The 23,132-nt window shown below is 35.6% G+C and carries 21 protein-coding genes; 3 read left to right on the top strand and 18 right to left on the bottom strand.

The window, feature by feature from the left end:
• Positions 1–4: 4 nt before the first annotated feature.
• The 14 genes from ACQUQZ_RS03230 to ACQUQZ_RS03165 all read right to left on the bottom strand — a co-directional run bounded on the left by ACQUQZ_RS03230 (position 5) and on the right by ACQUQZ_RS03165 (position 11,385).
• Positions 5–1,348 carry a dihydroorotase gene (locus tag ACQUQZ_RS03230; protein ID WP_435353306.1) on the bottom strand — a complete coding sequence of 448 codons (1,344 nt, stop codon included), beginning with the start codon at positions 1,346–1,348 and terminating at the stop codon, positions 5–7.
• A gap of 1 nt (position 1,349) precedes the next feature.
• Positions 1,350–1,919: a Uma2 family endonuclease gene (locus tag ACQUQZ_RS03225; protein WP_435353305.1), complete on the bottom strand. Its 570-nt coding sequence runs from the start codon at positions 1,917–1,919 to the stop codon at positions 1,350–1,352.
• A 40-nt stretch (positions 1,920–1,959) separates the two neighbouring features.
• The gene (locus ACQUQZ_RS03220) at positions 1,960–2,511 is read right to left on the bottom strand and encodes a Uma2 family endonuclease (protein WP_435353304.1); all 552 of its coding nucleotides are present in this window, start codon (positions 2,509–2,511) and stop codon (positions 1,960–1,962) included.
• A 54-nt stretch (positions 2,512–2,565) separates the two neighbouring features.
• Positions 2,566–3,540, bottom strand: coding sequence for a porphobilinogen synthase (gene hemB / locus ACQUQZ_RS03215; protein WP_435353303.1), 975 nt, complete (start codon positions 3,538–3,540; stop codon positions 2,566–2,568).
• A 162-nt stretch (positions 3,541–3,702) separates the two neighbouring features.
• On the bottom strand, positions 3,703–4,128 hold the full coding sequence (locus ACQUQZ_RS03210) for an SRPBCC family protein (protein ID WP_435353302.1): 426 nt from the start codon (positions 4,126–4,128) through the stop codon (positions 3,703–3,705).
• 5 nt (positions 4,129–4,133) lie between these two features.
• Positions 4,134–5,060 carry an SRPBCC domain-containing protein gene (locus tag ACQUQZ_RS03205; protein WP_435353301.1) on the bottom strand — a complete coding sequence of 309 codons (927 nt, stop codon included), beginning with the start codon at positions 5,058–5,060 and terminating at the stop codon, positions 4,134–4,136.
• The gene (locus ACQUQZ_RS03200; protein WP_435353300.1) at positions 5,041–5,379 is read right to left on the bottom strand and encodes an ArsR/SmtB family transcription factor; all 339 of its coding nucleotides are present in this window, start codon (positions 5,377–5,379) and stop codon (positions 5,041–5,043) included. Before ACQUQZ_RS03200 ends, ACQUQZ_RS03205 begins: the two co-directional genes overlap by 20 nt.
• 155 nt (positions 5,380–5,534) lie before the next feature.
• Positions 5,535–6,164 (bottom strand): LON peptidase substrate-binding domain-containing protein, encoded by a 630-nt coding sequence (locus tag ACQUQZ_RS03195; protein ID WP_435353299.1) that lies wholly within the window; start codon positions 6,162–6,164, stop codon positions 5,535–5,537.
• 91 nt (positions 6,165–6,255) lie between these two features.
• The gene (locus tag ACQUQZ_RS03190) at positions 6,256–6,756 is read right to left on the bottom strand and encodes a gliding motility lipoprotein GldH (RefSeq protein ID WP_435353298.1); all 501 of its coding nucleotides are present in this window, start codon (positions 6,754–6,756) and stop codon (positions 6,256–6,258) included.
• A gap of 59 nt (positions 6,757–6,815) precedes the next feature.
• Positions 6,816–8,528, bottom strand: coding sequence for a regulatory iron-sulfur-containing complex subunit RicT (gene ricT / locus ACQUQZ_RS03185; protein ID WP_435353297.1), 1,713 nt, complete (start codon positions 8,526–8,528; stop codon positions 6,816–6,818).
• Between the two features lie 57 nt (positions 8,529–8,585).
• Positions 8,586–8,825 (bottom strand): type II toxin-antitoxin system RelE/ParE family toxin, encoded by a 240-nt coding sequence (locus tag ACQUQZ_RS03180; RefSeq protein WP_435353296.1) that lies wholly within the window; start codon positions 8,823–8,825, stop codon positions 8,586–8,588.
• A gap of 84 nt (positions 8,826–8,909) precedes the next feature.
• Positions 8,910–9,152: a hypothetical protein gene (locus ACQUQZ_RS03175; RefSeq protein ID WP_435353295.1), complete on the bottom strand. Its 243-nt coding sequence runs from the start codon at positions 9,150–9,152 to the stop codon at positions 8,910–8,912.
• A gap of 14 nt (positions 9,153–9,166) precedes the next feature.
• On the bottom strand, positions 9,167–10,459 hold the full coding sequence (gene purD, locus ACQUQZ_RS03170; RefSeq protein WP_435353294.1) for a phosphoribosylamine--glycine ligase: 1,293 nt from the start codon (positions 10,457–10,459) through the stop codon (positions 9,167–9,169).
• Between the two features lie 191 nt (positions 10,460–10,650).
• A complete protein-coding gene (locus ACQUQZ_RS03165) occupies positions 10,651–11,385 on the bottom strand; it encodes a hypothetical protein (protein ID WP_435353293.1) in 735 nt (244 codons plus the stop codon).
• Positions 11,386–11,528: 143 nt separating this feature from the next.
• Between ACQUQZ_RS03165 and ACQUQZ_RS03160 the strand changes: the two genes are divergently transcribed.
• The 3 genes from ACQUQZ_RS03160 (at position 11,529) to ACQUQZ_RS03150 (ending at position 16,227) form a co-directional block, all read left to right on the top strand.
• Positions 11,529–11,966, top strand: a complete 438-nt coding sequence (locus ACQUQZ_RS03160; RefSeq protein ID WP_435353292.1) for a hypothetical protein — start codon at positions 11,529–11,531, stop codon at positions 11,964–11,966.
• Positions 11,967–12,076: 110 nt separating this feature from the next.
• On the top strand, positions 12,077–14,602 hold the full coding sequence (gene ccsA / locus ACQUQZ_RS03155; RefSeq protein WP_435353291.1) for a cytochrome c biogenesis protein CcsA: 2,526 nt from the start codon (positions 12,077–12,079) through the stop codon (positions 14,600–14,602).
• 260 nt (positions 14,603–14,862) lie between these two features.
• Positions 14,863–16,227 (top strand): hypothetical protein, encoded by a 1,365-nt coding sequence (locus tag ACQUQZ_RS03150; RefSeq protein WP_435353290.1) that lies wholly within the window; start codon positions 14,863–14,865, stop codon positions 16,225–16,227.
• Between the two features lie 106 nt (positions 16,228–16,333).
• Here the strand turns inward: ACQUQZ_RS03150 and ACQUQZ_RS03145 are convergent, their stop codons facing one another.
• The 4 genes from ACQUQZ_RS03145 to ACQUQZ_RS03130 all read right to left on the bottom strand — a co-directional run bounded on the left by ACQUQZ_RS03145 (position 16,334) and on the right by ACQUQZ_RS03130 (position 22,885).
• A complete protein-coding gene (locus tag ACQUQZ_RS03145; RefSeq protein WP_435353289.1) occupies positions 16,334–17,857 on the bottom strand; it encodes an ELWxxDGT repeat protein in 1,524 nt (507 codons plus the stop codon).
• A gap of 37 nt (positions 17,858–17,894) precedes the next feature.
• Positions 17,895–20,510, bottom strand: a complete 2,616-nt coding sequence (locus ACQUQZ_RS03140) for a WD40/YVTN/BNR-like repeat-containing protein (RefSeq protein WP_435353288.1) — start codon at positions 20,508–20,510, stop codon at positions 17,895–17,897.
• Positions 20,511–20,535: 25 nt separating this feature from the next.
• Positions 20,536–22,497: a M23 family metallopeptidase gene (locus ACQUQZ_RS03135; RefSeq protein WP_435353287.1), complete on the bottom strand. Its 1,962-nt coding sequence runs from the start codon at positions 22,495–22,497 to the stop codon at positions 20,536–20,538.
• Positions 22,498–22,597: 100 nt separating this feature from the next.
• The gene (locus ACQUQZ_RS03130; protein ID WP_435353286.1) at positions 22,598–22,885 is read right to left on the bottom strand and encodes a LytTR family transcriptional regulator DNA-binding domain-containing protein; all 288 of its coding nucleotides are present in this window, start codon (positions 22,883–22,885) and stop codon (positions 22,598–22,600) included.
• Between the last annotated feature and the right edge of the window lie 247 nt (positions 22,886–23,132).

The raw sequence follows: 23,132 nt of genomic DNA, 5'->3' as shown, positions 1-23,132 counted from the left end.
ATTCTTATCTATCAAACTTCAAACGTTGCCCTTTGACACTTTCATCAAATTTACCATTAGCAAAAACAACATTTCCTGAAACAATGGTATGCGTAATTTTCGATTGAAATTCTGTTCCTTCAAAAGGCGACCAAGCACATTTTGCAAAGAGACTTTCTTTGGTAACTAATGTACTTTGGTTTAAATCTACCAAAGTCAAATCAGCCCAATAACCTTCACGAATATAACCTCGACGCTCAATTTGAAAGCAATCTGCTACCGAGTGAGACATTTTTTGTGCAATTTTTTCAAGTGAAATTTTGCCTTGTTTATAAAATTCCAACATTACATTGAGTGAATGTTGCACCAAAGGAAGACCCGAAGGTGCTTGCCAGTATGATTGTTGCTTTTCTTCCCAAGTATGAGGTGCATGGTCGGTTGCTACCACATCAAAATGGTCATCGAGCAAAGCTTGGAGCAATTTTTCACGATGTCCGTGCTTGATAGCAGGGTTACATTTGATTTGATTACCCAAAGTTTTGTAATCATCGGCATCAAACCAAAGATGATGCACACAAACTTCGGAAGTAATATGCTTCGGTTTTTCTTTAGTATATAAAGCATTACTGAAAAGAGAAATCTCATCAGCGGTTGAAATATGCAAAATATGTAATCTTGTTTTATGCTTTTTAGCTAATTCAACCGCCATTTCTGAAGATTTATAACAAGCCTCTTCATTACGAATCAAAGCATGAATATCATAAGGAATATTTTCACCAAACTGCTCTTTGTATTTTGCTAAATTGGCTTTGACTGTTGCTTCATCTTCACAATGGGTCGCAATTAATGACGAGAAATTTGCAAATATTTTATCTAAAACACCTTTATCATCAACCAGCATATTGCCCGTTGAGCTGCCCATGAAAATCTTTAGCCCACATACATTTTTGATGTCGGTTTTCATGGCTTCTTCATAATTATCATTTGAAGCACCCATGAAAAATGAGTAGTTTGCCAACGAAGACTGTGCTGCAATTTGGTATTTGTCTTCCAAAAGTGTTTGTGTAAGAGCATTCGGCACAGTATTGGGCATTTCCATAAAACTCGTTGTCCCACCTGCTACTGCTGCCTTTGCTTCAGTAGCAATCGTTGCCTTGTGCGTAAGCCCTGGCTCACGAAAATGCACTTGGTCATCAATGACACCAGGCAATAAATATTTTCCTGTGGCATCAATGACTTTTTTTGTTTTGAGGTGCGATAAATCATTTCCGATTTGCTCGATAATACCATCTTTGATGAATACATCTGATGGCGTAATTTTCCCTTCATTTACTACGAGGGCATTTAATATTAATATTGTTTGTGACATTTTAGAAGATTTGTGTCAAATCTAACTCAAAACCCACGAGGACATCTTCGCCTGAAAGTTTTGTGTTAAATGATTGAATAACTGTACTTTGTGCAGGACGATAAATATGCACTTGTCTATTTTTCTTGTCAATTAACCAACCTAAACGCACACCATTTTTAATGTATTTAACCATTTTATCTTGTAATTCAGTCAAATAATCTGACTCTGAAAGTAGTTCAATTACAAAATCTGGGCAGGCATGAATGAAGCGTTTTTGGTCATCGGGTGTAGTTTTTGCAATTCTTTCATTGCTTATCCAAGCCACGTCTGGAGCTCTCATAGAAGCATCAGGAAGGGTATATCCTCCATTTGAGTCGGTTACACGCCCTGATTTATTTCTTCTATTCCAAAGGTTTACATCTGTAAGCAAATCACTATTATAATAACTTGATTCAAATCCAGTAAGTGGCATAATAATTATTCTTCCAAGTTCGTCTCTTTCAATAGGCAAGTCGGGGTTAGCCATACAAAGTTTGTATAGTTCTTCGTCGTTAAATCCAATCTGAGGAACTGTAAGATCAACAATCATTTTATTGGTGCTTTATTAATTCTGACTATATTTTTGTCACTTATTTTTCTGTGAAAATATCATTTACAGCAATAGCAAAATCGGGTAGAACTGGTTCAGCAGAACATATATCATTATCGCTACAAATCTTTACGGTTTTACGAGAAGTATAAATATAAACCAATCTATGTTCAGGTACGATATTCCAAATAACTTTTACGCCCGCCTTAAAATACTCTGTAATCTTATCTTCGATTTTATAAAATTGGTCAGTTTCTGAGATTATTTCAATGACAAACTCTGGGATTACATCTTCACCTTTTCGTCCTTGTAAAATCTGTTCATCAGTTAAGTAGGCAATATCTGGCCTCCGCATTTGTATACCTGTAAGCTTAACGTCATATTCTGATACTAATGAACCTATTTCGATATACCCTTTTTTACTAAAAAGTTTATTCAAAACGTTGTAAATGTAAACCTGCTTTTTATTCATACCATCAAACTTTATTAACTCTCCATCATTCCATTCATATTTGAAACCATCGTTTGGTTCCCAAAGCATAAATTCTGCTAAGGTTTTCGGAAGTGATTGTATTTCATTTTCTAAGACCATTTTTCTTGCATTTTATAGTCAAACTTAATTAGAAAAAGTAAAATTTGCTAATTTTTAGTGGTTTTTTAATAGGGCATACTCTTTCGCAAAATAGCTCAAAATAATTTTTGCACCTGCACGTTTGATACTTAAAAGCATTTCCAGCATGGCTTTTTCACCGTCGAGCCAGCCATTTTGAGCGGCGGCTTTTATCATGGCATATTCACCCGAAACATTATAAGCCGCAATCGGCAAATCGAAATTATCGGCCATTGTTTTGATCACATCTAAGTATGAAAACGCAGGTTTTACCATCAAGAAATCTGCACCTTCAGCTGCATCAAGTTGACCTTCGATGAGTGCTTCACGCACATTGGCAGGATTCATTTGATACGTTTTTTTATCACCAAATTTTGGTGCAGAATCAAGTGCATCACGGAATGGGCCATAGAAAGCACTGGCATATTTTACCGAATATGACATGATGCTCACATTGGTAAAACCTTCATCGTCCAACAACTCACGAATATAACCAATTCGTCCATCCATCATGTCTGATGGCCCAAGAATATCAGCTCCTGCACGGGCTTGGGCGAGAGCCATTTTGCCTAAAATATCAAGCGTTTCATCGTTGAGAATTTGTCCATTTTCTACAAGCCCATCATGCCCATCGCTGCTATATGGATCCATTGCGATGTCAGTCATTAAAGCTAAATCAGGAAATTTGCTTTTGATTTCGCTCAAAGCCTTGATATACAGCGTATTAGGATTATGGCTTTCGGTTGCGTATTTATCTTTTTTGGATTCAGGGTAATTTGGAAAAAGGCAAATTGATTTGATGCCTAAATCTGTAATTTCTTTAATTTCTTCTAATAAAGTATCTAATGAAAAGCGATAAATATTAGGCATTGATTTGATTTCGCTCTTGATACCTGAACCCTCCATGACAAACATCGGGAAAATAAAATCATTGACCGAAAGGCTTGTTTCTTGCACCAAATCTCGGATGGCAGCACTTTTTCTATTTCTACGTGGGCGATTGATTAGCATATTTTTAAATAATGATAAATGCTGAATTATTAATGACGAAAAACTTGGTACAAAGTTCGGGAAGAAAATTTGTTTTTGAAGGTAAAATATTCAAACATTTTATAAAAAAGCAAACGCCTCGATTTTGGTCGAGACGTTTGGCGAGTTTTTAAAGAAAAATTTTTATGCTAAATAATTTTTCAATGCGGTATTGACTATATAATTCCAACCTTCAGCAAAATTACCTTTAGCAAAGTCAGGATTTCCCTGAGGGAATGTTTCTAATCCTTCGTGCGTAAGTCTTAACAAAGTCTTATTTTCTTGCTCAGAAAGTTCAAAACTTACAAAAGAATTGCCTACATAACCATCATATCGCCAGCTATAAGTAAGTTTTTTCTCAGGAATTACTTCCGTTATTTCACAAAGGTGTAAGTATTGTTTACCGTTGGTGTCGCCTCCCATAAACTGAAATTTAAAACCTACTTCTGCCTTGAATTCCGCAAGGTCGAAATACCAGTTTTTCATTTCATCTTTATCTGTAATTGCTTTCCAAACCTTTGCAATTGAGGCATTTAGCGTGCGTTCAACAATGATTGGTTGATTTTCCATATTTTTTACGCTATTTCAGTAAAGTTTACCATCCAGTTAATGCCATATTTATCGGTAAAGCTTCCGTAATAAGCTCCCCAAAACATATCTTGCAGTTCCATCGTTACATTTCCACCAGCCGAAAGTGCATCAAATAATCGCTTGGTTTCTTCACGTGAATCTGGTTCAAGATTGATGTGCATATTATCTCCCTTATTAACTTTCATACCAAAACTTTCAGGAGCATCGGTTGCCATCAAAATATACCCTCCAAGAATAGGTAGTTCAATATGTAAAATCAATTTCTTATCTTCATCCGATAATGGTGGCATTCCTTCTTGTGCAGGAATTTCGCCAAATCGTTGAATTCCACCATTAAATTCGCCACCAAACACAGACTTATAAAAATTAAAAGCCTCTTCAGTAGTACCTGGAAAGTTGAGATAAGTGCTTACCCTTGCCATTTTATTAGTTTTTAATTGTTTACGAATGGTTATTTGTGCTTGTAAGTAATGACTCAATTTATCAACATTTTGCTTTAAGCCTTCGTCAGCCTTGAAGGTTTTTACAACTTGTTCAAATTGTTCTTTCGACTCGAAAAGCATGTGCCAATGAATAAATGTTTTATCACCTTCGGCAGTAAAAGTTACAGTTGTTAGGAATTTTGGCCCTGTAATATGTTCAAAAACAATCCGATTAGGCTTGTCAATTTCCTTAAAAATACTTTTGTTTTTGTAATCAACACCATCGGGGCCGTGCATCACAAATTCCCAAATTCCTTCGGGTTTTACCTCCATTTTATCAATGGTATTGGTAAATCCTGTTGGCCCCCACCATTTCTTAATATGTTCGGGATTTGTCCAAACTTCCCAGACTAATTCAATCGGGGCATTCATCAGCCTCGAAACACTTATTTCACGGTCGGAAGTATCGCTATTTTGTGCTGTTTTCATCTTTCTTTATTTTTTGTAGTTCATTCAAATAATTTTCTAAACTATCCAATTTTCTCTCCCAGAATTGTCGATATTGCTCTACCCATTCTGATATTTCATTAAGCTTGTCGAGTTTTGCCTCACAATACCTTTCTCTGCCATGTTGCTCAATAACAATCAATCCACATTCTTTCAAAATTTTTATATGTTTTGAAATCGCTGGTCGGCTAATATCAAATTTCTCAGCAATTGCATTCAGATTTAAAGGTTTCTGTACTACAAGATTGATAATTTCCCGTCGGGTCGGGTCGGCAATTGCTTGAAAAACATCTCTTCTCATGGTTTTTGATTCTTTATGTAACTAATCGGTTACAAATATATATGTAACAATTTGGTTACGCAATTTATTCTTAAATTTTTTTGATTGAAAAAAGAAAAAGGTGTAGCTCTATAGTAGAACTACACCTCAAAATAAAGTAAGTCGTTAGACAGTTTTTAAAAATCTAAAGCATCAAGTTCTTTAAAATGTCCATTCATGGCGATTCGTTCTTTGGTACGCTCTACTTCGGCCACAATTGGCAGAATCACTTCGAGATGTTCAATGAGTTTTTCTTGCCGTTGCTTTTCAGAACACATTGTAAGCAATTCATATTCTTCGGCAACCGAAATGCCTATTTTGTGTACAATTCTATAACTAAATGGAGCGTATTCGGGTTTGTCATAATCAACTTTTACTTTCAATAAACGATATAGTTTTTCAACTAAACTCAACAAATAAGGATTAATTTCTTCAACTAAATCTTCATTTTCAATAAATACGACCTCGCCCCCAGCGTATAATTTGTCTTTTACAGGATTTTGGAAATCAACAATTCTAAAGATTCGTAACCCTTTGGTTTTAATGTCCATTCTACCATCACCGTAGCGTTTCGATAATTGCTTTACTTCTACTTCTGTGCCATAACCCAAGAGTTTGCTATTGATAAATGCAGGAATACCGAAGGTCTTTTTTTCATCCAAACATTCATTGATTAATTGTCGATAACGAGGTTCAAAAATATGTAAATTTAGGTCTTCGTGTGGGAAGACAACTAAATTTAGTGGAAAAAGAGGAAGAAAGCTCATGGGAATGATGAATTATGAATGATAAATTATGAATGGTTTGTTTCTACCATTTTTGCATTCAAACTCATCATTTTAAACTTCAGATATCTACTTATTGTTTTGGTGGAAGTGGTTTTTCGATACTCACACCCATCGACATTACATACGGAAGTGGGTCTTGACGCATGTATTGTTTGAGTTTTATAGTATATTTTCCTTTTTTGGGGAACATAAAACTTCTACTCGAAAGTAATTTATGGTCATAAATATCGCCCAATCCATCCCCTAATGGCTTACCAGTTTTTTGGTCAAAAAGTATTACTTCTTCCAAACGATTGCTCAATATTTTACCATCAGGTCCATAAATATAGCGTGTCACATACAGGTTATTGTAAGGATACTGCGAAGCATTTCTTACCAAAATATAAATGTTATAAGGAATGTTTTCATCTTTTATCTCGAAAGTAAAAGTTGGTACGTTTTTAACGTACCAATTGGTATCTTTCAAATCGACATAAGATTTATAAATCGCATTGCTATCACACGAAAAACAATAGAGTGTGATGGCTATAAACATAGCAATTTTAACACTTCTTGATAATTTATTACTCATATATCCTAAAAAAATTTTCAATACTTAACCATTTAACATTAATAATTCACCATTAATCATTAGCTCTTATCCTCATTAGGCTTTGGCTGTTGTACTTGCTTGTTTTGAGGATTGTTATTTTGTCCACCACCTTTTTTGTTTTGGTTATTAGGCTGAGGATTACGTCCTTGATTATTACCTCCTTGTGGTTTATTTTGCTGAGGATTTCCTCCATTTTGAGAAGTCCCTCCTTGTTTGGGTTGTCCTCCTTGAGAATTGCCCTGCTTGTTTTGACCACCTTGAGGATTGCCACCTTGTGTAGCACCCTGCTTATTTTGACCACCACCTTGCTGAGGTTTTGCTTGCGGAGAGCCGCCCTGCGGAGAGCCGCCCTGCTTATTTTGATTTGGATTACCCCCACCCTGTTGAACACCGCCCTGCTTATTATTAGGGTTGTTTTTCTGAGGATTATTGCCTTGATTTTGAGTTGTATTCCCTCCCTGCTTTTGTGGATTATTTGTGTTTTTATTTTGTAAACTTTCCTGTTTACCGCCTTCAATTGGTGCTACATTACTACCACGATTCACAGGAATAGTGCTTTGCTGAGGTATATTAGCTCGGTTTCCTTGGTTTTTATTACCATTTGAAAACTGCTGTGGCTTTTTGCCCTTATCAGTGTATTTTTTATCTAAACGGTCTAAATCAGAATTTCTTGGAGAATTCTTATCAATCACCACCGTATCAATTAAGTTCAAATCTTCGAGCGAATTAGGCAAAATACCTTTTTCGTTCATCTTCATAATTTCAACAACTTGATGAATCGGAAGTGAATGCCAGTTGATGTCATTATTATAGCTAAACCACATGATTCGACGGAAAATATCAGTCTTTTGCAAAACAGCATTTCCTTTTTCGGTTTTCAATGGTTTCTCAACAGTCGGAATGTCACTTAAAGCATCTAAATAAGTTTCTAACTCATAATTTAAGCAACATTTCAAACGTCCACATTGACCAGAAAGTTTGGCTGGATTGAGCGAAAGATTTTGATAACGTGCCGCAGAAGTAGGAATTGCACGAAAATCAGTGAGCCATGTTGAGCAGCATAATTCACGGCCACAAGAGCCAATTCCGCCTACACGAGCCGCTTCTTGACGCAAACTGATTTGTTTCATTTCAACTCTGATTTTGAATTCAGAAGCTAAAAGTTTAATCATTTCACGAAAATCAACACGGTCATCGGCAGAATAATAGAATGTTGCTTTGGTATTATCAGACTGAAACTCCACGTCTGACATCTTCATTTGTAGCTTTAATTCTTTGGCAATGATGCGTACTCGATACATTGTTGGCGTATCACGAGCAATAGCTTGTTGATGCTTTTCAATATCACGCTCGGTAGCAAGACGAAGAATTTTCTTCACTTCATCATTATCTTTCAAGCCTTTTTTTATCATTTGCAAACGAACCAATTCTCCCTGCAAAGACACACTTCCGATATGATAGCCCGATGCCATTTCGCAAACCACGAAATCGCCAGTATAAAGGTCAATATTATTGGTATTTCGAAAATATTCCTTTCGTCCACCTTTAAATTTCACTTCAACAATATCATAACGCATCGAACGAGGTACATCCATATTGGATAACCAATCGTACGCATTCATTTTATTACATCCACCCGTCGAGCAGCCTCCTGAAGAGCAACCTGCTACGGTTTTATGATTCGATTTTTCGGTTTGGCCTATTGCTTTTACTGCTCCACAACCTCCCGATGAACATTGTCCACAGCCCATTTTCTATGTATATATATAAATTTCGACGAGTAATTTACTCAATCGATGGTTGAATACTTATTTCAGACCTGCTTCCTTCAATAGAAAATCAAGTTCTTGGTCTGAAATATCTTTTTTGTTTGATTTATCGTAGATGGATAACAAATAGATTGTGTCATTAATGATTTTAACACAAGTTATTAACCTTGCTCCATACGATTTACCTGTTCCTTTTGAAGTTATCGCCATTCTTACTTTGTAGCAATTTTTACCGAGAGCATCACCTTGAAAAGGATTTTGCTGTAAAGAGTCAAGCAAATTGCCAAAATCATCTGATACGGACTTATATTTCTTTTTTTAACTTACGAATATCTTTAAGGAATACATCTGTAAAAGTAACTTTCATTTGGAATCAGCTAATTCTTCATTTTTTAATTCTTCTAATAATTCATAAGCATCTCTTAGTTGAATTTTCCCTTGTAAATGAAGTTCAACCTGTTCCAAGGAGTGCTTCAAATCTTCTACAAACTCCTTTTGAGAAGCAGTAAGTTTTTCTTCCTTACGAATTTTAACAAAACGAATATTTCGTACCACTTCCATGAAAGAAGCGTATTTATCGTCTGGTATTTCTAATGTTACTTGCATAATTGCAGAATCATCTATTTTTCAACATACTTCAATAAATCCTTGCCAATATCGCTTCGGAAATATTTTCCGTCAAATATAATCTTTTTTGCCATCAACTGCGACTTTTTACGGGCAGAATTTAGCGTTCGTGCCATTCCTGTTGTTACAATTACTCGACCGCCATTAGTTACGACTGTACCATCCGTAGCGATTTTTGTGCCAGCATGGAAAATAATCGTATCTTTTTCGGCTTCTGGAATGGTCATCACATCACCTTTGCGGTAATCTTCTGGATAACCTTTTGCTACCGAAACAGTTGCAATGGCTACTTTTGGATTGACCGTAAGTTTGATTTTATCTAATTTCCCTTCAGCAGTAGCTTTCATTAATTTTACCATATCAGTTTTGATTCTTGGTAAAACTACTTCTGTTTCTGGGTCGCCCATGCGAGCGTTGTATTCAATTACATAAGGCTCGCCATCAACATTCATTAATCCAACGAAAATAAATCCTACATATTTGATGCCTTCTGCTTGTAAACCAGCCAAAGTTGGTTTTACTACACGCTCTTCAACTTTGCTCAAAAATGCTTCATCGGCAAATGGCACTGGCGAAACTGCTCCCATACCACCAGTGTTTAATCCTTTATCGTTGACGCCAATTCGCTTATAATCTTTTGCTTCGGGAAGAATTTTATAGTTTTTACCGTCAGTCAATACAAAGACTGAAAGTTCAATTCCTGACAAATATTGTTCAATAAGCACCTTACTACTGGCATCGCCAAATTTGGCTTCTGCAAGCATTTCGTGTAATGCTTTTCGGGCATCTTCTTTGGTTTCGGCAATGATGACACCTTTTCCTGCTGCCAAACCATCAGCTTTTAAAACTATTGGAAGCGACTGATTATCAAGGTATTGTAAACCTTCCTGAAGGGTTTCTTTTGTAAAAGTTTGTGAAGCCCCGGCTGGAATATTATACTTTTGCATAAAGCCTTTTGAAAAATCTTTGCTACCTTCCAGTCTTGCACCTGAGGCATCAGGGCCTACGATTTTTATCTTTTTTAGAGCTTTATCTTTCTTGAAAAAATCAACAATTCCTCGTACTAAGGGCTCTTCGGGGCCAACAATCACCATTTCGATTTGATGCTCTTTTACAGCATTTCCAATGGCTTCAAAATCATTTACACCAATTGGCAAATTAGTAGCAATTTGAGCTGTACCTGCATTTCCAGGAGCAACAAAAAGGTTTGTACAGTTTTTTGATTGTGAAATTTTCCAAGCAAAAGTATGCTCACGTCCACCCGAACCAAGTATTAAAATATTCATTACTTTAAAAATCTTTGAATTTTGATTCGCAAAGTTCGCTAAGTTTTTTGGAAAATAATACACTTATAGAATGGATAATGGATAATGGACAATGGGCAATTACCTTAAACTACTGATAATCAAACATTTAATCCTTATCTCACATACTCAAACCTGCAAGGTTTGCAAAATCTTATGGGTTTTTAGGTGGCTTAAAACTCAAATTTGTCTTCTTTTTTAGTTTTTTCGATAATTTCAAATATCTCTTTTTTACCTTTTGTTGAGATTTTTTGAGAAATAGCTACCGCCGAACTGAAATAGGCAACTTTAGTAAAAAGCTGATTTTGTCCAAAAAAAGCCTTTTGTGTGGTTAGTTCCTGAAGCGGAATAGGTTGAGAAGTCAAATAATTCAATTCTGCACGATAATCTATGTATCGCTGACTGCTATCTTGCGAACTCACAAATCTTTGGTCAAGCATCAATGCCAGTCCTTCATCGAACCATGTTGGAATGTGCTTTTTTGTTTTCCACCAACCAAGTCTTGTCATTAACTCATCATGACACATTTCATGAGCAATAACATCAACATTGAGTCCATCAGTATTCAAAATGATCCATGAGCCCAAAGGCGTTCCGATACTACATCCTGCACCTTCAGAGCTTTGACAGTATTTTTTATAGGTTTCAGCATTTTTGCAAAAAATAATTTTAGCAATGCCTTCTTGTTTACCCCAAAAACCAATAATACGTTTTTTGGCAAGTACAATATTTTTTATCAAGGTATCTTTTTGATTTTTAGAAATACCTTTTTCAACAAAAATCATCGGTTTGATTTCATTAAAATTATCTTGAGCAACAAAAAGACAGCGAAAAAACTGGGGAAAAGTCCATGTAAAAATCAATAATACACCTATTATTAATAAAGTACCATGTTTAAAATATCTCATTGTTTTCAATAATTTCAGACAGAATTACGATTCAGCCTACAAGTTCGATCCACAAATAACAAAAGCACTCAACGCTAAGTTATGTTATTCAGCGATTATAACTTAACTTTGGCAAAATTTTAAACAAAAACTATCAAAATTATATGTACTCGATTATACAACCGATACACTCTTATCTTGCTTTTGCGGCATTATTTCTTTTAGGATTTGCCACAATCAATGGTATTTTGGGTTCAAATAGTGAAAAGGCATTTGAGTCAAAAGATGCAAATATCAACAAATTTGCTCTCATTGCTACCCATACAATGTTTCTTTTAGGTTTAATTTTATTATTTGTTTCACCTATTGCCCAATCAGCTTTTGCTGATATGAAGGCAGCCATGAAAGATAGCGATGTAAGAAAAGCTGTGGTAGAACATCCATTTGTTAATATCATTGCCGTTATATTAGTAACGATTGGCAATGCTCGTGTGAAACGTGCCGTTGGAAATGGTCGCAAATTTAAGCAAACAGCTATTTTCTTTGGAATTGCCTTGTTGTTAATATTAAGTAGAATTCCTTGGGGAGCTTGGTTTGATTGAAAAAAAGCCATAAGCTATATGCAGTACGCTTTAGGCTATTTTCAACTAAAAAAAGCGTACTGCTTAAAGCATATAGCACAATTTTACAAAAATTGTTTTAAAATCTCATTATGTTAAGGTCATATCTTGGTAACATCGGGCATGCGTCCGTCATTATTGCATTTGTAGCTGCTGTTGTTTCAACGTATGCCTACTGGCAAGCATCTCGTTCACAAAGTTTAAGCACAGAAAGTTGGTTAAAATTTGCACGAAGGGCATTTTACGTCCATACCGTTGCAGTTATTACCATTTGTGCTTCGCTTTTGAGTATTATTTTTAACCACTATTTTGAATATCACTACGCTTGGGACAACTCCTCTTGGAGTTTACCATTAGGATATGCTATTTCGTGTTTTTGGCAAGACCAAGAGGGAAGTTTTCTGCTTTGGATGTTTTGGAATGTAGTTTTGGGTGTTATTTTGATAAATACAACACTCAGAAAAGCCAAAAATGGGGGGATGGAAGGGCCAACTATGACCATTTTTGCCTTAGTCCAAGTTTTCTTGGCTTCTATGATTTTGGGAGTTGTTTTATGGGGAGAATTCAAAATCGGTAGCTCACCATTCTTGACTCTAAAAGAATCAATGCCTAATATTCCAATATGGACAACTAACCCAAATTTTGTTCCAAAAGATGGCAATGGTCTGAATCCTTTGCTTCAAAACTATTGGATGGTTATTCACCCGCCTACGTTATTTTTGGGGTTTGGTCTGACACTCGTTCCATTTGCATTTTGTATTGCAGGATTATGGAAAAAACAATATACTGAATGGATAAAACCTGCTCTACCTTGGACCTTAATGGGAGCTGTTATTCTCGGAACTGGAATCATGATGGGGGGAATTTGGGCGTACGAAACCCTTAATTTTGGTGGTTATTGGAACTGGGATCCTGTTGAAAATGCTGTTTATGTTCCGTGGCTGGTTTTAGTTGGAAGTTTCCATACCATGCTTTTGGCTCGTAAAAGTAGCACAGCTTTAAAATACACTGTTATCTTAGTTATTGCTCAATTCATTCTCATTATTTATTCTACATTTTTGGCTCGAAGTGGTATTCTTGGCAATGCTTCTGTTCACTCATTTACTGATTTGGGGCTATCTGGGCAATTATTGATTTACTTGCTAACTTTCATCATTTTTGCAGTCGGATTATCAGCTATTCGATGGAAATATTTACCAAAAGACGAAGCAGAAATATCGACTTATTCTCGTGAGTTTTGGGTCTTTACAGGTGTTTTGATGCTTTGCTTGGCCGCATTTCAAGTGATTGTTACTACTTCGATTCCTGTTTATAACAAAATTGCAGAAGTTTTTGGAGGTAAGCTCAACATGGCCTTGCCTACCAATCAAGTACAGCATTTTACTCAGTTTCAGCTTTGGTTTTTTATTGCTATCACAGCACTTTCAGGAGTTGCTCAGTTTTTTTGGTGGAAGCGTATTCAAAAAGAAAGTCTTTCAAAATTACTTAATCCCCTGATTATTAGTCTTTTAATTTCAGCATTAATCATCACTTTTGCTAAAGTGAACGATTGGAAATATATTATTTTATTGACTGCCACGCTGTTTAGTATTGCAGCAAATGGGAGTATTTTAACGGATATTTTGAAAGGTAAATTCAAGGTAGCAGGCGGTGCTATTACACACATCGGTGTGGCTTTGATGCTTATTGGAATCATGTTTTCATCGGGATATTCAAAAGTTGTTTCCTTGAATTTTTCAGGAGCAAAAATTTTCACCAATGAAACTGACAACAAAGAAAACGCCTTACTTTGGCTCAATCGCCCTACCGAATTAAGTGATTTTTCATTTACTTATAAAGGCCAGTTTGTAGATGTAAGAAATGTACCAGGCTATATTGAAAAGAAATATATCATGCCTGTGCCAGGAAGTAATTACAAAGGGATTGCTCGTGCCGATGTAGTTGATGGAGATAAAACTTTCTATAAAAGAGGCGATACACTCGAATTTGAAGGAGAAAACACCTATTATCAAGTTGAGTACACTGACAAAAGCGGTAAAACTTTTAATCTCTATCCACGTGTGCAAGACAATGAAAAGATGGGAACAGTACTTTCTCCTGATATTAAAAAGTTTTGGAATAAAGACATCTATACTTTCGTATCAGGTCCGCCTGTAGCAGAAGATGAGCGTGATTGGAGTCGTCCAGAAGAATTTGCAGTAGCGGTTGGCGACACCTTTTTTGTGAATGATTATGTAGCGGTTTTAGAAAATGTGGAAGGAGTAAAAGAAGTAGATGGCATGGCACTTGCCGAAGGAGACGCTGCTGCAAGAGCAACAGTGAAGATTTTGGATAGAGATGTTGTTGTTAAGATGCGACCTGTTTTTGCTATTCGTAACCGTGAAATTTGGAGTAAACCAGAAGTCAATAACGAGATAGGCTTACGCCTTCAGCTTACTAAAATTGACCCTATTGCTGGCAAGTTTTCATTTTCAGCAAGTCGAGGGCAACGAGAGTTTATTGTACTGAAAGCCACCGAAAAACCACATATCAATTTACTTTGGATTGGCTTCTTGTTAATGATAGTCGGAATAACATTGGCAACCATTAGAAGATTTAGAATTGTCGGAGCCGAATAGTGAAATAACGAATTTTGAATGACGAATAACGAGTAATAATTCTGTAATTGAGCGAAGTAAAAATTAAAAAAGCATAATTTATTGATAATCAAATAGCTATGTCTTTTTAAGCTCTTTTACACTATTCGTAATTCTTCATTCAAAGTTCTGCATTGAATATTTGGCATACTTTTTGGGATTAGGGTTAAGGAAATGATTAAACGGTGGTGTTTTATGCTACTGTATAGTAAAAACCAAAATATCCTAATTCCATCAATCCAATGAAGCAATTGTTCTTATTGATTTTTTTGTGCTTTTCATCCACACTATTTGCCCAAGAAGAAGGAGGCATTGATTTTATCCGAGGTACGCTCGAAAATGCTCAAAAACTTGCCGAGCAACAACACAAATTAGTATTCATTTCTTACGAAAATTATGGTGGCAATAGTCGTTGGATGAATCAAAACGTTTTCTCTACACCTGAAATTGGCGAATATTTCAACGAAAAATTTGTAAGCTTAAAAATTAATTCTGAATCTCTTCGAGATAAAGCTTCATATAGCAATTTTAAGTATCACGATGCTTCATCTGCTTATTTCTTCTTTACACCAGATGGTGAATTAATCTACAAATCTCATTTTGCCGCTAATCCACAAGAGCTTATTGCCGATGCTGCAAAAGCTATAAATATCAATGAAAATTTTGTGTCTCTTGAAAAATTAGATAAACTTATCAGCAAAGCAGAGGCAAGTCAAGATATACTCTATTTACATTCACTTCGTCGTTTACAAACAACTAATGTAGGAAGTAACAAAGAAAAAAACCTCAAAGATTTAGATAAAACTGTAAGAAACTATATTAGTGGATTAGATAAGGCAAGCTTAGCTGCTGAAAAAAATGTATTGCTTTTATGTGAATATCTCTATGAAACTAATAAAACTTGTAATGATGAACTATTCAAACTTTTAGTAGGTCAAGCAGCAAACATCAAAAATTTTTCAGAAGAGAATGTTATTGGTATTGAGCAAAGAATAGATAGAATCATTGAGCGTTCATTCAACCAAGCTCTTACGAATAAGAATGTAGATTTAATGAATGAGTCGATTTCTACAATTGCCACATTTTGGCATGAAAAAAATACGCCATTTTATAATAAAGAAATGGCTATGAGAAGTTTTAAGATTGATTTCTACGAAACAACAAAAGATTGGGAAAATTACTCAAAAGAAATCGCAGCTTATCTTAATCAGATTGATGCTATAGATTCAGAGGCTTTGGCTACTAATGCAGTAACAGTCTATAAAAAAGATGAAGACAAGCAAAAATTCACTACTGAAGAATGGGCTTTTCTTCACGACGATATTTTGAATGCCTATAATGAAGAAATTGCTTATCAATTGCGTTTATACGGCTGGCGTTTCGCTCAAAATATTACTGATAAAGAGTCATTAAAATTACCTCTCAAATGGCTGAGTAAGTCACTCAGAATTGCTGAAAATCCAACAACTATGAAAACATACTCGCAAGTATTATATAAACTTGGTCGTGAGCAAGAAGCAAAAAAATACGCCGAAGATGCGGTAAAAGTAGCCAAAGGGCAGGTAATTGTAAGAGATTTTAGAGAGGCCGATGCGAAGAATCAATGAGATTGTGTAATAAAAAACGAGATTGTCTCTAAAGAAATCTACCAGATATCTTCTTTAGAGACAACTTCTCTTTTTAATTATTCCTTAAAAATTTCAATAATGAGGATTAGTTATTTCCTTGTATTTTACCTTGATACACACCATTGATACTGGGAAGTATAAAAGTACCTGATTCAAGAAAAATTGCTTTTTTTGCAATATCTATGGTATTAAAAGAGGGATTCAATGAACGATAAACATAATGTTTTAAGCCATCTACGGCAAATAAATTGCCTCCTGCTTCTGGCGATGCTCCTTTGAAATAATAACGACCATTATAAATTGTTGCCCAACCATTATTAAAGTTTTCGTTGGGAGGTTCTGGAGAAAAAACTCCATTGGATATACCTGGATTCAAATCTTGAACCAAGATTGTTCCAGCCTCAGTTCCGTTACTTTTCCATATTTCACGGCCATTTTCGGCAGTTTTAGCACTAAAATAACAAATTCCATCAATAACTCCCAAACCCTGTGGCTTTGATTCGGCTGTGCCTACATTGATATCTTTTACCATAAATGTCCCTGCGACAGTACCATCGCTCCGCCAAAGTTCAGAACCATGCATAGGGTCAGAAGCTGTAAAGTAAAAAATATCTTCATAGCTTTGTTTGGGGTAACTGTTATAATTATTAGCACGAATGGCTAATGTAATATTATTAAAGCCAGGAACTACTCCTGAAGGAAATGTCAATACTTTAATAGTTCCGTTAATAGTTCCATCACTTTTCCATAATTCATAAAGCCCAGACCCAGAGGCATTTGCTTCTCCAAAAAAATAAATACCTGAAGATGTAGGGTGCATAGCGTTAGGAGTTCCTCCAACATTGTTAAATCCATCACAGACAGTGCAAGTCCCTCCACAATCGAGATGGCATCCAGTTTTACCTAAGTCAATTGCCGAGTTACCAACAATTTTTTTCAATGGATAGCCATTTGTATCATTATAAATAAAAAAAATATTTCCATTCCATTCGGTTAAACTACTTGGTGCAACAGTAGTTACCACTCCGTCATTATCATTTCTTACTGCAAGATTTAATGATACCGTTCCAGCTTCAGTACCATCAGACTTCCAAATATCAAATCGATCTGAAATATAAGCATGAGTGCCATCCGAAACTATTTTAAAGACAAACATATCTTTGATTTTAAAAGTACCCGCCTCTGTCCCATCGCTTCGCCAAAGATTTGTGCCATTTTCTGAGAAAAGAGCAATTCCGTTTAAATCAGTAATATTGGTAGGAATAGAGCTAAGATTATCTTTAATCTTTTGTACTTGATTTGTTTCTCCATTAATTACCCACAGGCTATTGTCTTGTCCAAAATAAATATTTTTTCCTGCTACACCTCGTCTTTCTGGGTTACTATCAAAAAAGCCTAAAAGTGAAGTACCCTGAGAATCGCCATTGGTTTTATAGATTCCATCATTTTGTGGACAGCCCACATTGTTATAATATAGGTTTCCTTTATAGCTTATAAAATTTAACGGAAAATTAGGTGAGCTATCGCATCCTTGCCCGATTAAAGAGATTTGTGATGTTGCTTTTAACGAATAAAGTAGTATCACTAAAAAGTAAGTTATCTTTCTCATAATATATTTTATTTGTGATTTTCACATATTGTCAATCTCAATTACAACCACCGACTTCGGCTTTAAAGACAGTGCCATTTTCGGCTTTGAAGTTGGGATTAAGTTCAATAGCCTTTGCCAGATAAATTACATTAGCTGTACCTGTGATATGATTAGAGGCTTGGATTTTGCCATTTATTGCGGAAGCTTGTACTATTCGATTTCCTGAGATCATATTGTCGGTAGGATTGACCAATGTCACTAAAGAAGAACAACAATTATTACCTATCGAAATAGGACTCGACTCACATAAAAATGTTGATTTATTTAATTGATATACTTGACCATTTACTTTATCAATCACAAAACTTGTTGTGTCGCTATTAAGTGACTTTAATAAAGATAATCCAGCATTCGTTGACGAAAAAGGGGCTTCATTTATCCAATTTTGCCCCCCATTAATTGTTCTAAAAATACCATCTTTGCCCAAAGAAACACCATTTTGAGTATCTCTGAAGTAAATTGGCCCAGCTACTTCCTCATTGTACTGAATAGGTAATTGACTCCAACTTGCCCCACCATTGGTAGTTTTGAAGCGATAAAACCTTGTATTAAACCACCCGATTTGGTCATTTAAAAAGAATAAATTTTGATACATATCAGTATGTTTCAACTGTTCAACCCAAGTAATACCACCATCAGTAGTTTTTAAAAGACTACTCCCAGCATTACTATATACTCCTGCAACCCAACCAGTTGTTTCGTTTACAAAGCGAACCTCACTTAATTCAAGATTTAGATGCTGCGAACTCTGTACCATCCAAGTTTCTCCACCATCATCGGTTCTTAAAACATAGGCTTCATTCGTTGGAGTAGGACTCCCGCAACCTTGATAACATCTATATCCAACAGCCCATCCTTTAAGATTATTAAGAAAGAATACTTTTCGGAGAGTAGCATTAATTGAGGTTTTCTTTTTTATCCATGTATTTCCTCCATCAGTTGTTTTTGCGATAAAATTCCCAACATTTTGGTCATGCCCAACGAGCCACCCATTTGTCGTATTTTGAAAATAAACAACGTTTAAAAAAGAATAGCTGATGCTATTGTTTACTTCTAACTGATTAAAAGATGTGCCTCCATTGGTCGTTTTGAAAAGTGGAACATTGCCAACTGGCCCCCCTTTAAGTACCCAGCCCGTGTTATTATCAACGAATGAGATATCCTCGGCTCTATAACTATCGGTAAGGATGTTAGATTTTTGCTGAAAAAACCTATTTTCAGATGTAGTTTGAACTTTATAATCGCCCGTTTGAAGGGGGTTATAAGTCAGTCCATTTGCTCCTGAAATGGGCTGATTATTCTTTAACCATTGGGTCGAAATTTGATTCGGTGAAAGACTAATACTTAACTGTATTGTCTGATTAGGGCAAATATTTGTCGAATTGGCTGTAATTATTGATTTTGGTGAAATAACAATACTGTTGGTGCGTCGAGGTAGTTTTTTGATATATCTGAATAATTCAGAATCATATGAGCATATAAAATCATCTACTGCAAAGAAATGAAATGATTTGGCATTTGCCCAAATCCGCCCATCTGAGGTTCTCATTGCTACCCACGTAGAGCCACCATCGGTGGTTTTATAAAGTTCGCCAGAAATGGTTGCAAATCCATTTAAAGTGTCAAGAAAACGAATTTTATTAACAATCCCGTTGCCATTTAAGCCTGTGCCATTTCTCTGTTTCGACCATGTAGCACCGCCATCGGTAGTTTTGCTGATAAGACCATCTTCTCCAATAAACCACCCATTTGAACTATCAAGAAAAAAAATATCTGTTATCCAGGTATTTGAACTCGAACTACTACTCGAACCAAGCAGCAACGAAGTCCAATTTGCTCCACCATTAGTTGTTTTACGAATTATGCCATAGTCACCCGCAATCCAGCCTTCATTTTGATTCAAAAAAAATACTGTTCGGAAACCAGATGAGTAAAAAGTACCAGTAAAAACATCCGTCCAAGTATCGCCACCATTGGTTGTTTTAAAAACCTTTGTATTACGGTCTCCTACTACCCAAGCCGTTGTGGCGTTTATTCCGAATACATCAGTCAATGGGGGTGTAAATGGAGAAACTCCTGTTATATTTTTATTAACCCAGTTATTGCCTCCATCAGTAGTTTTTATAACTTGACCATTAACCCCAACTACCCATCCATTAGAAGCATCTGAGAAATGAACAGCTGTATGATTAAAAGTTTGAGTTGGGGTTGTTACTAAATTCCATGTTTGCCCTTTATCTGTTGTTTTCAAGACTGTTTTATTACCCACCGCAATTCCATTCAATCCATCTGAAAAAGTCATATCTTGAAAAGTGAAGGTTGGATAATATCCCCAATAAATTTGTCTAAAATCTTCTTTTTCATCATAGATGAACTGATACTCTCCTGCTTCGGAGGTTGTATAGGATAGCTGTCCGTTGGTTGTATTGGCAACTTCTATACCATTTTTTAGAAGTTTTCCATTTGGATACGCCACGGGATAAGGGTTGCTTAACACAATCGTTGTGGAGTTTCCACTACAAAGATTCGTTTGGTTTGTCGTAAGTATTACCTGCCCTTTAATTTGAGCAGAAATCAAACATAATAACAAGAGGTATCGCTTTTTTTTCATAGCGTTAACATAGACTTAATAATCATCAATTGCACCCACCTATTTCAGCTTTGAAAACAGTTCCCATTTCGGCTTTGAAATTGGGATTAAGTTCAATAGACTTTGCCTGATAAATTACATTAGCTGCACCTGTGATATGATTAGAGGCTTGGATTTTGCCGTTTATTGCGGAAGCTTGACGTATTACTACTCCTTGGTCAATATTATCTAATGGATTCGTAAGTGTCAAATTCGGTGTACAGTTTGTAATATTTACATTAGCAGAACCTGAGGTAGTACCAACGCCGCATGAATTCATAATATTTAATATGCTGTATGTAGTATTTTGGGTAGGACTATCTTGAAAAATGGCATTAGATGAGTCAAAGGTTCTACCTTTATTATTTGATAAATTGGCATAATAAGGTCCGCCACCATTAAGCAGAATGGGAATATTTACAGTTTGCCCAGATACTATCGTAAAATTTCCCGAAATAGTGGCAGAAGGGATGCTCTTAATATGAATATCTGTGCCATTATCTAAAACAGGATTTTGCCCAGTTGTGGCTATTACTCGAATCCTGTATTTATTACTGCTTTGTATTCCTTGTGGTAATTGAGCAGAGATTACACCATCTGTTGTAGCATTTATACTCCCGATATTAGTTGGTGCTGAGAAACTACCATTTGCATCTGATAATTGTGCGATAAAAGTATTACCAGCATTGTAAGTGCCAGAACCAATTGAGTAATCAACACTTAAAACTTCTCCTGTACAATATGAATTATATTCAATCGATGTGAGTAGAGTATTTTCGTCAGTAATTCCAAACTTACGTTCGTACAATTTATTATCAAACGTAAATTTTAAATTATACTCTCCATTTGGCTCAGACGCTCCTACAAAAATACTCCAATAGAAATAAAAAGAGTCATAGGTGTTGGATGAATTATAATTAAAATTTACCATTGAAGTTCCATTGGGTCGAACTATATTAAAAATCACCAAATCTCCTGATTGAACTCCCCTACCCCAGATGTAGTAATGAGAGGTTGTGTTTTTTCGGAGATAATAGCTATATCTCGATTTATTATTTGATGCAGGGCATTGATAAACCGTTGGATGTAATATGTGTGTTGAAATGTGGTTAATTTTTTTATCAGTATATGGTAGCTGATTTTTCCACCAAGAATCAGTTGTGGTATTATTACATGAGCCAAAAAATGGCTCAATAACTTTATTGTCCGCTCCATGTAGCTCAAAATGTAGATGTGGTCCAGATGAGAATCCTGAGCTACCAACAATACCAATATATTCACCCTCTTCTACAGTACTACCAACAGGCTTCATAGTTAGACTCCCCTCTTTGAGATGTCCATACCACACAACAGAGTTATCGGCATGTAATACATAAACTGCATTCCAGTTGTTTGATGCCGTATTTAACCCACAACTAAAACTGGAATTGCCATCCACTTTCCCAATTATTGTGCCTGGAGCAGCCGCAATCACCTCTATATCTCCAGTTTTCATCTTTTGCCAATCAAATGGATACGACATAATATCTGACCCTGCATGATTATACCCATTATTCATATCATAAGAACGATTCCCGCAATTATAGTCAAGATTTGTTGAAGTATATTGATTAAAGCCCGAAGACCCAACACTACTATTCAAATCCACAAAATTTGCTATCGAAAAAATATTGTAATCCATGGCAAAAGGATTCTTCCGTAAAGGAAATATCATTTTAGGATGCTCCAAAGCGACCGATTTTGCGGCATGTGCATATTTTTGAATAGCTGGTTTTAGATAAGCCTCTATCTTGGTTCGTAGCTCTTGGGGTACGCATTCATTGTTGGTGTTGCCGGTAACACCTTGTTCTTTGATTTCAATAATTTGCCCAATAGTCTTCAAACTTATACAGATAAGTATGATGCCAAATAGCATCCCAATTCTGATATTGTTTTTCACAGTATAATTTGAATGTAAAGTAGTTATCATAAAATAGATTTGTTTGAAGTTTTACATGAATAAATCTGCCTTAAACAAAAATAATGAGTAGCAAATAATATGTATATTTTGTTATTGTACTCAAAAAACTTTACAGACTTTCCAAAACTCGCCGCCGCCGCCTACTCACACTGATACATTCACCATTTTTAAGTTGCACCTCTTTTCTACGACCGAAAGCTTTAATTTTTTCGATATAAGATGGATTTATTAGATACGATTTATTAATACGCAAGAAACCTTTTATTTGATTTTCATGGTAGGATAGATGATAACTACTAATGAGTTTTTTTCCATTGATTAAATGAAACTCGGTATAATTAATAGAAGCTCGAAGTAAGATAATATCTTCGTGTGTAGGCTCTGATAGGCAAGTCATTGGGCTATTTGTTTAACTTAACAAAGTTCTAAATCGAAAACCCTTCAGACAATACCCCTTTCGGGGTATTTTATCTACTGTCTAAATAGTATATTTTTGTATAAACTTATATATATTGGACCAAAATGGGCAGTTATTATATACCAACTAAGTTAAGATTAGTTGTTTTATTATACATCTTTATACAGATTCCATACCCTGTTTTTTCACAAATGAGGTCTATCCCCGATAGCTTATACTCCACAAT

The organism is Emticicia sp. SJ17W-69 (assembly GCF_051209875.1).
In the GTDB taxonomy this organism is placed as follows: domain Bacteria; phylum Bacteroidota; class Bacteroidia; order Cytophagales; family Spirosomataceae; genus Emticicia.
Note: the sequence above shows the minus strand (reverse complement) of the source record. Positions and strands in the feature narration are given on the sequence as shown.

Bases quoted from the DNA above. Each gene is read 5' to 3' on its own strand.
- ACQUQZ_RS03205 (WP_435353301.1), bottom strand. From the start codon at position 5,060: ATGAAAACAGCACAAAATAGCGATACTTCCGACCGTGAAATAAGTGTT.
- ACQUQZ_RS03225 (WP_435353305.1), bottom strand. From the start codon at position 1,919: ATGATTGTTGATCTTACAGTTCCTCAGATTGGATTTAACGACGAAGAA.
- ACQUQZ_RS03150 (WP_435353290.1), top strand. From the start codon at position 14,863: ATGAAGCAATTGTTCTTATTGATTTTTTTGTGCTTTTCATCCACACTA.
- ACQUQZ_RS03220 (WP_435353304.1), bottom strand. From the start codon at position 2,511: ATGGTCTTAGAAAATGAAATACAATCACTTCCGAAAACCTTAGCAGAA.
- ACQUQZ_RS03140 (WP_435353288.1), bottom strand. From the start codon at position 20,510: ATGAAAAAAAAGCGATACCTCTTGTTATTATGTTTGATTTCTGCTCAA.
- ACQUQZ_RS03135 (WP_435353287.1), bottom strand. From the start codon at position 22,497: ATGATAACTACTTTACATTCAAATTATACTGTGAAAAACAATATCAGA.
- ACQUQZ_RS03130 (WP_435353286.1), bottom strand. From the start codon at position 22,885: ATGACTTGCCTATCAGAGCCTACACACGAAGATATTATCTTACTTCGA.
- ACQUQZ_RS03195 (WP_435353299.1), bottom strand. From the start codon at position 6,164: ATGAGCTTTCTTCCTCTTTTTCCACTAAATTTAGTTGTCTTCCCACAC.
- ACQUQZ_RS03175 (WP_435353295.1), bottom strand. From the start codon at position 9,152: ATGCAAGTAACATTAGAAATACCAGACGATAAATACGCTTCTTTCATG.
- purD (WP_435353294.1), bottom strand. From the start codon at position 10,459: ATGAATATTTTAATACTTGGTTCGGGTGGACGTGAGCATACTTTTGCT.
- ACQUQZ_RS03190 (WP_435353298.1), bottom strand. From the start codon at position 6,756: ATGAGTAATAAATTATCAAGAAGTGTTAAAATTGCTATGTTTATAGCC.
- ricT (WP_435353297.1), bottom strand. From the start codon at position 8,528: ATGGGCTGTGGACAATGTTCATCGGGAGGTTGTGGAGCAGTAAAAGCA.
- hemB (WP_435353303.1), bottom strand. From the start codon at position 3,540: ATGCTAATCAATCGCCCACGTAGAAATAGAAAAAGTGCTGCCATCCGA.
- ACQUQZ_RS03210 (WP_435353302.1), bottom strand. From the start codon at position 4,128: ATGGAAAATCAACCAATCATTGTTGAACGCACGCTAAATGCCTCAATT.
- ACQUQZ_RS03200 (WP_435353300.1), bottom strand. From the start codon at position 5,379: ATGAGAAGAGATGTTTTTCAAGCAATTGCCGACCCGACCCGACGGGAA.
- ACQUQZ_RS03230 (WP_435353306.1), bottom strand. From the start codon at position 1,348: ATGTCACAAACAATATTAATATTAAATGCCCTCGTAGTAAATGAAGGG.
- ACQUQZ_RS03165 (WP_435353293.1), bottom strand. From the start codon at position 11,385: ATGAGATATTTTAAACATGGTACTTTATTAATAATAGGTGTATTATTG.
- ACQUQZ_RS03145 (WP_435353289.1), bottom strand. From the start codon at position 17,857: ATGAGAAAGATAACTTACTTTTTAGTGATACTACTTTATTCGTTAAAA.
- ccsA (WP_435353291.1), top strand. From the start codon at position 12,077: ATGTTAAGGTCATATCTTGGTAACATCGGGCATGCGTCCGTCATTATT.
- ACQUQZ_RS03160 (WP_435353292.1), top strand. From the start codon at position 11,529: ATGTACTCGATTATACAACCGATACACTCTTATCTTGCTTTTGCGGCA.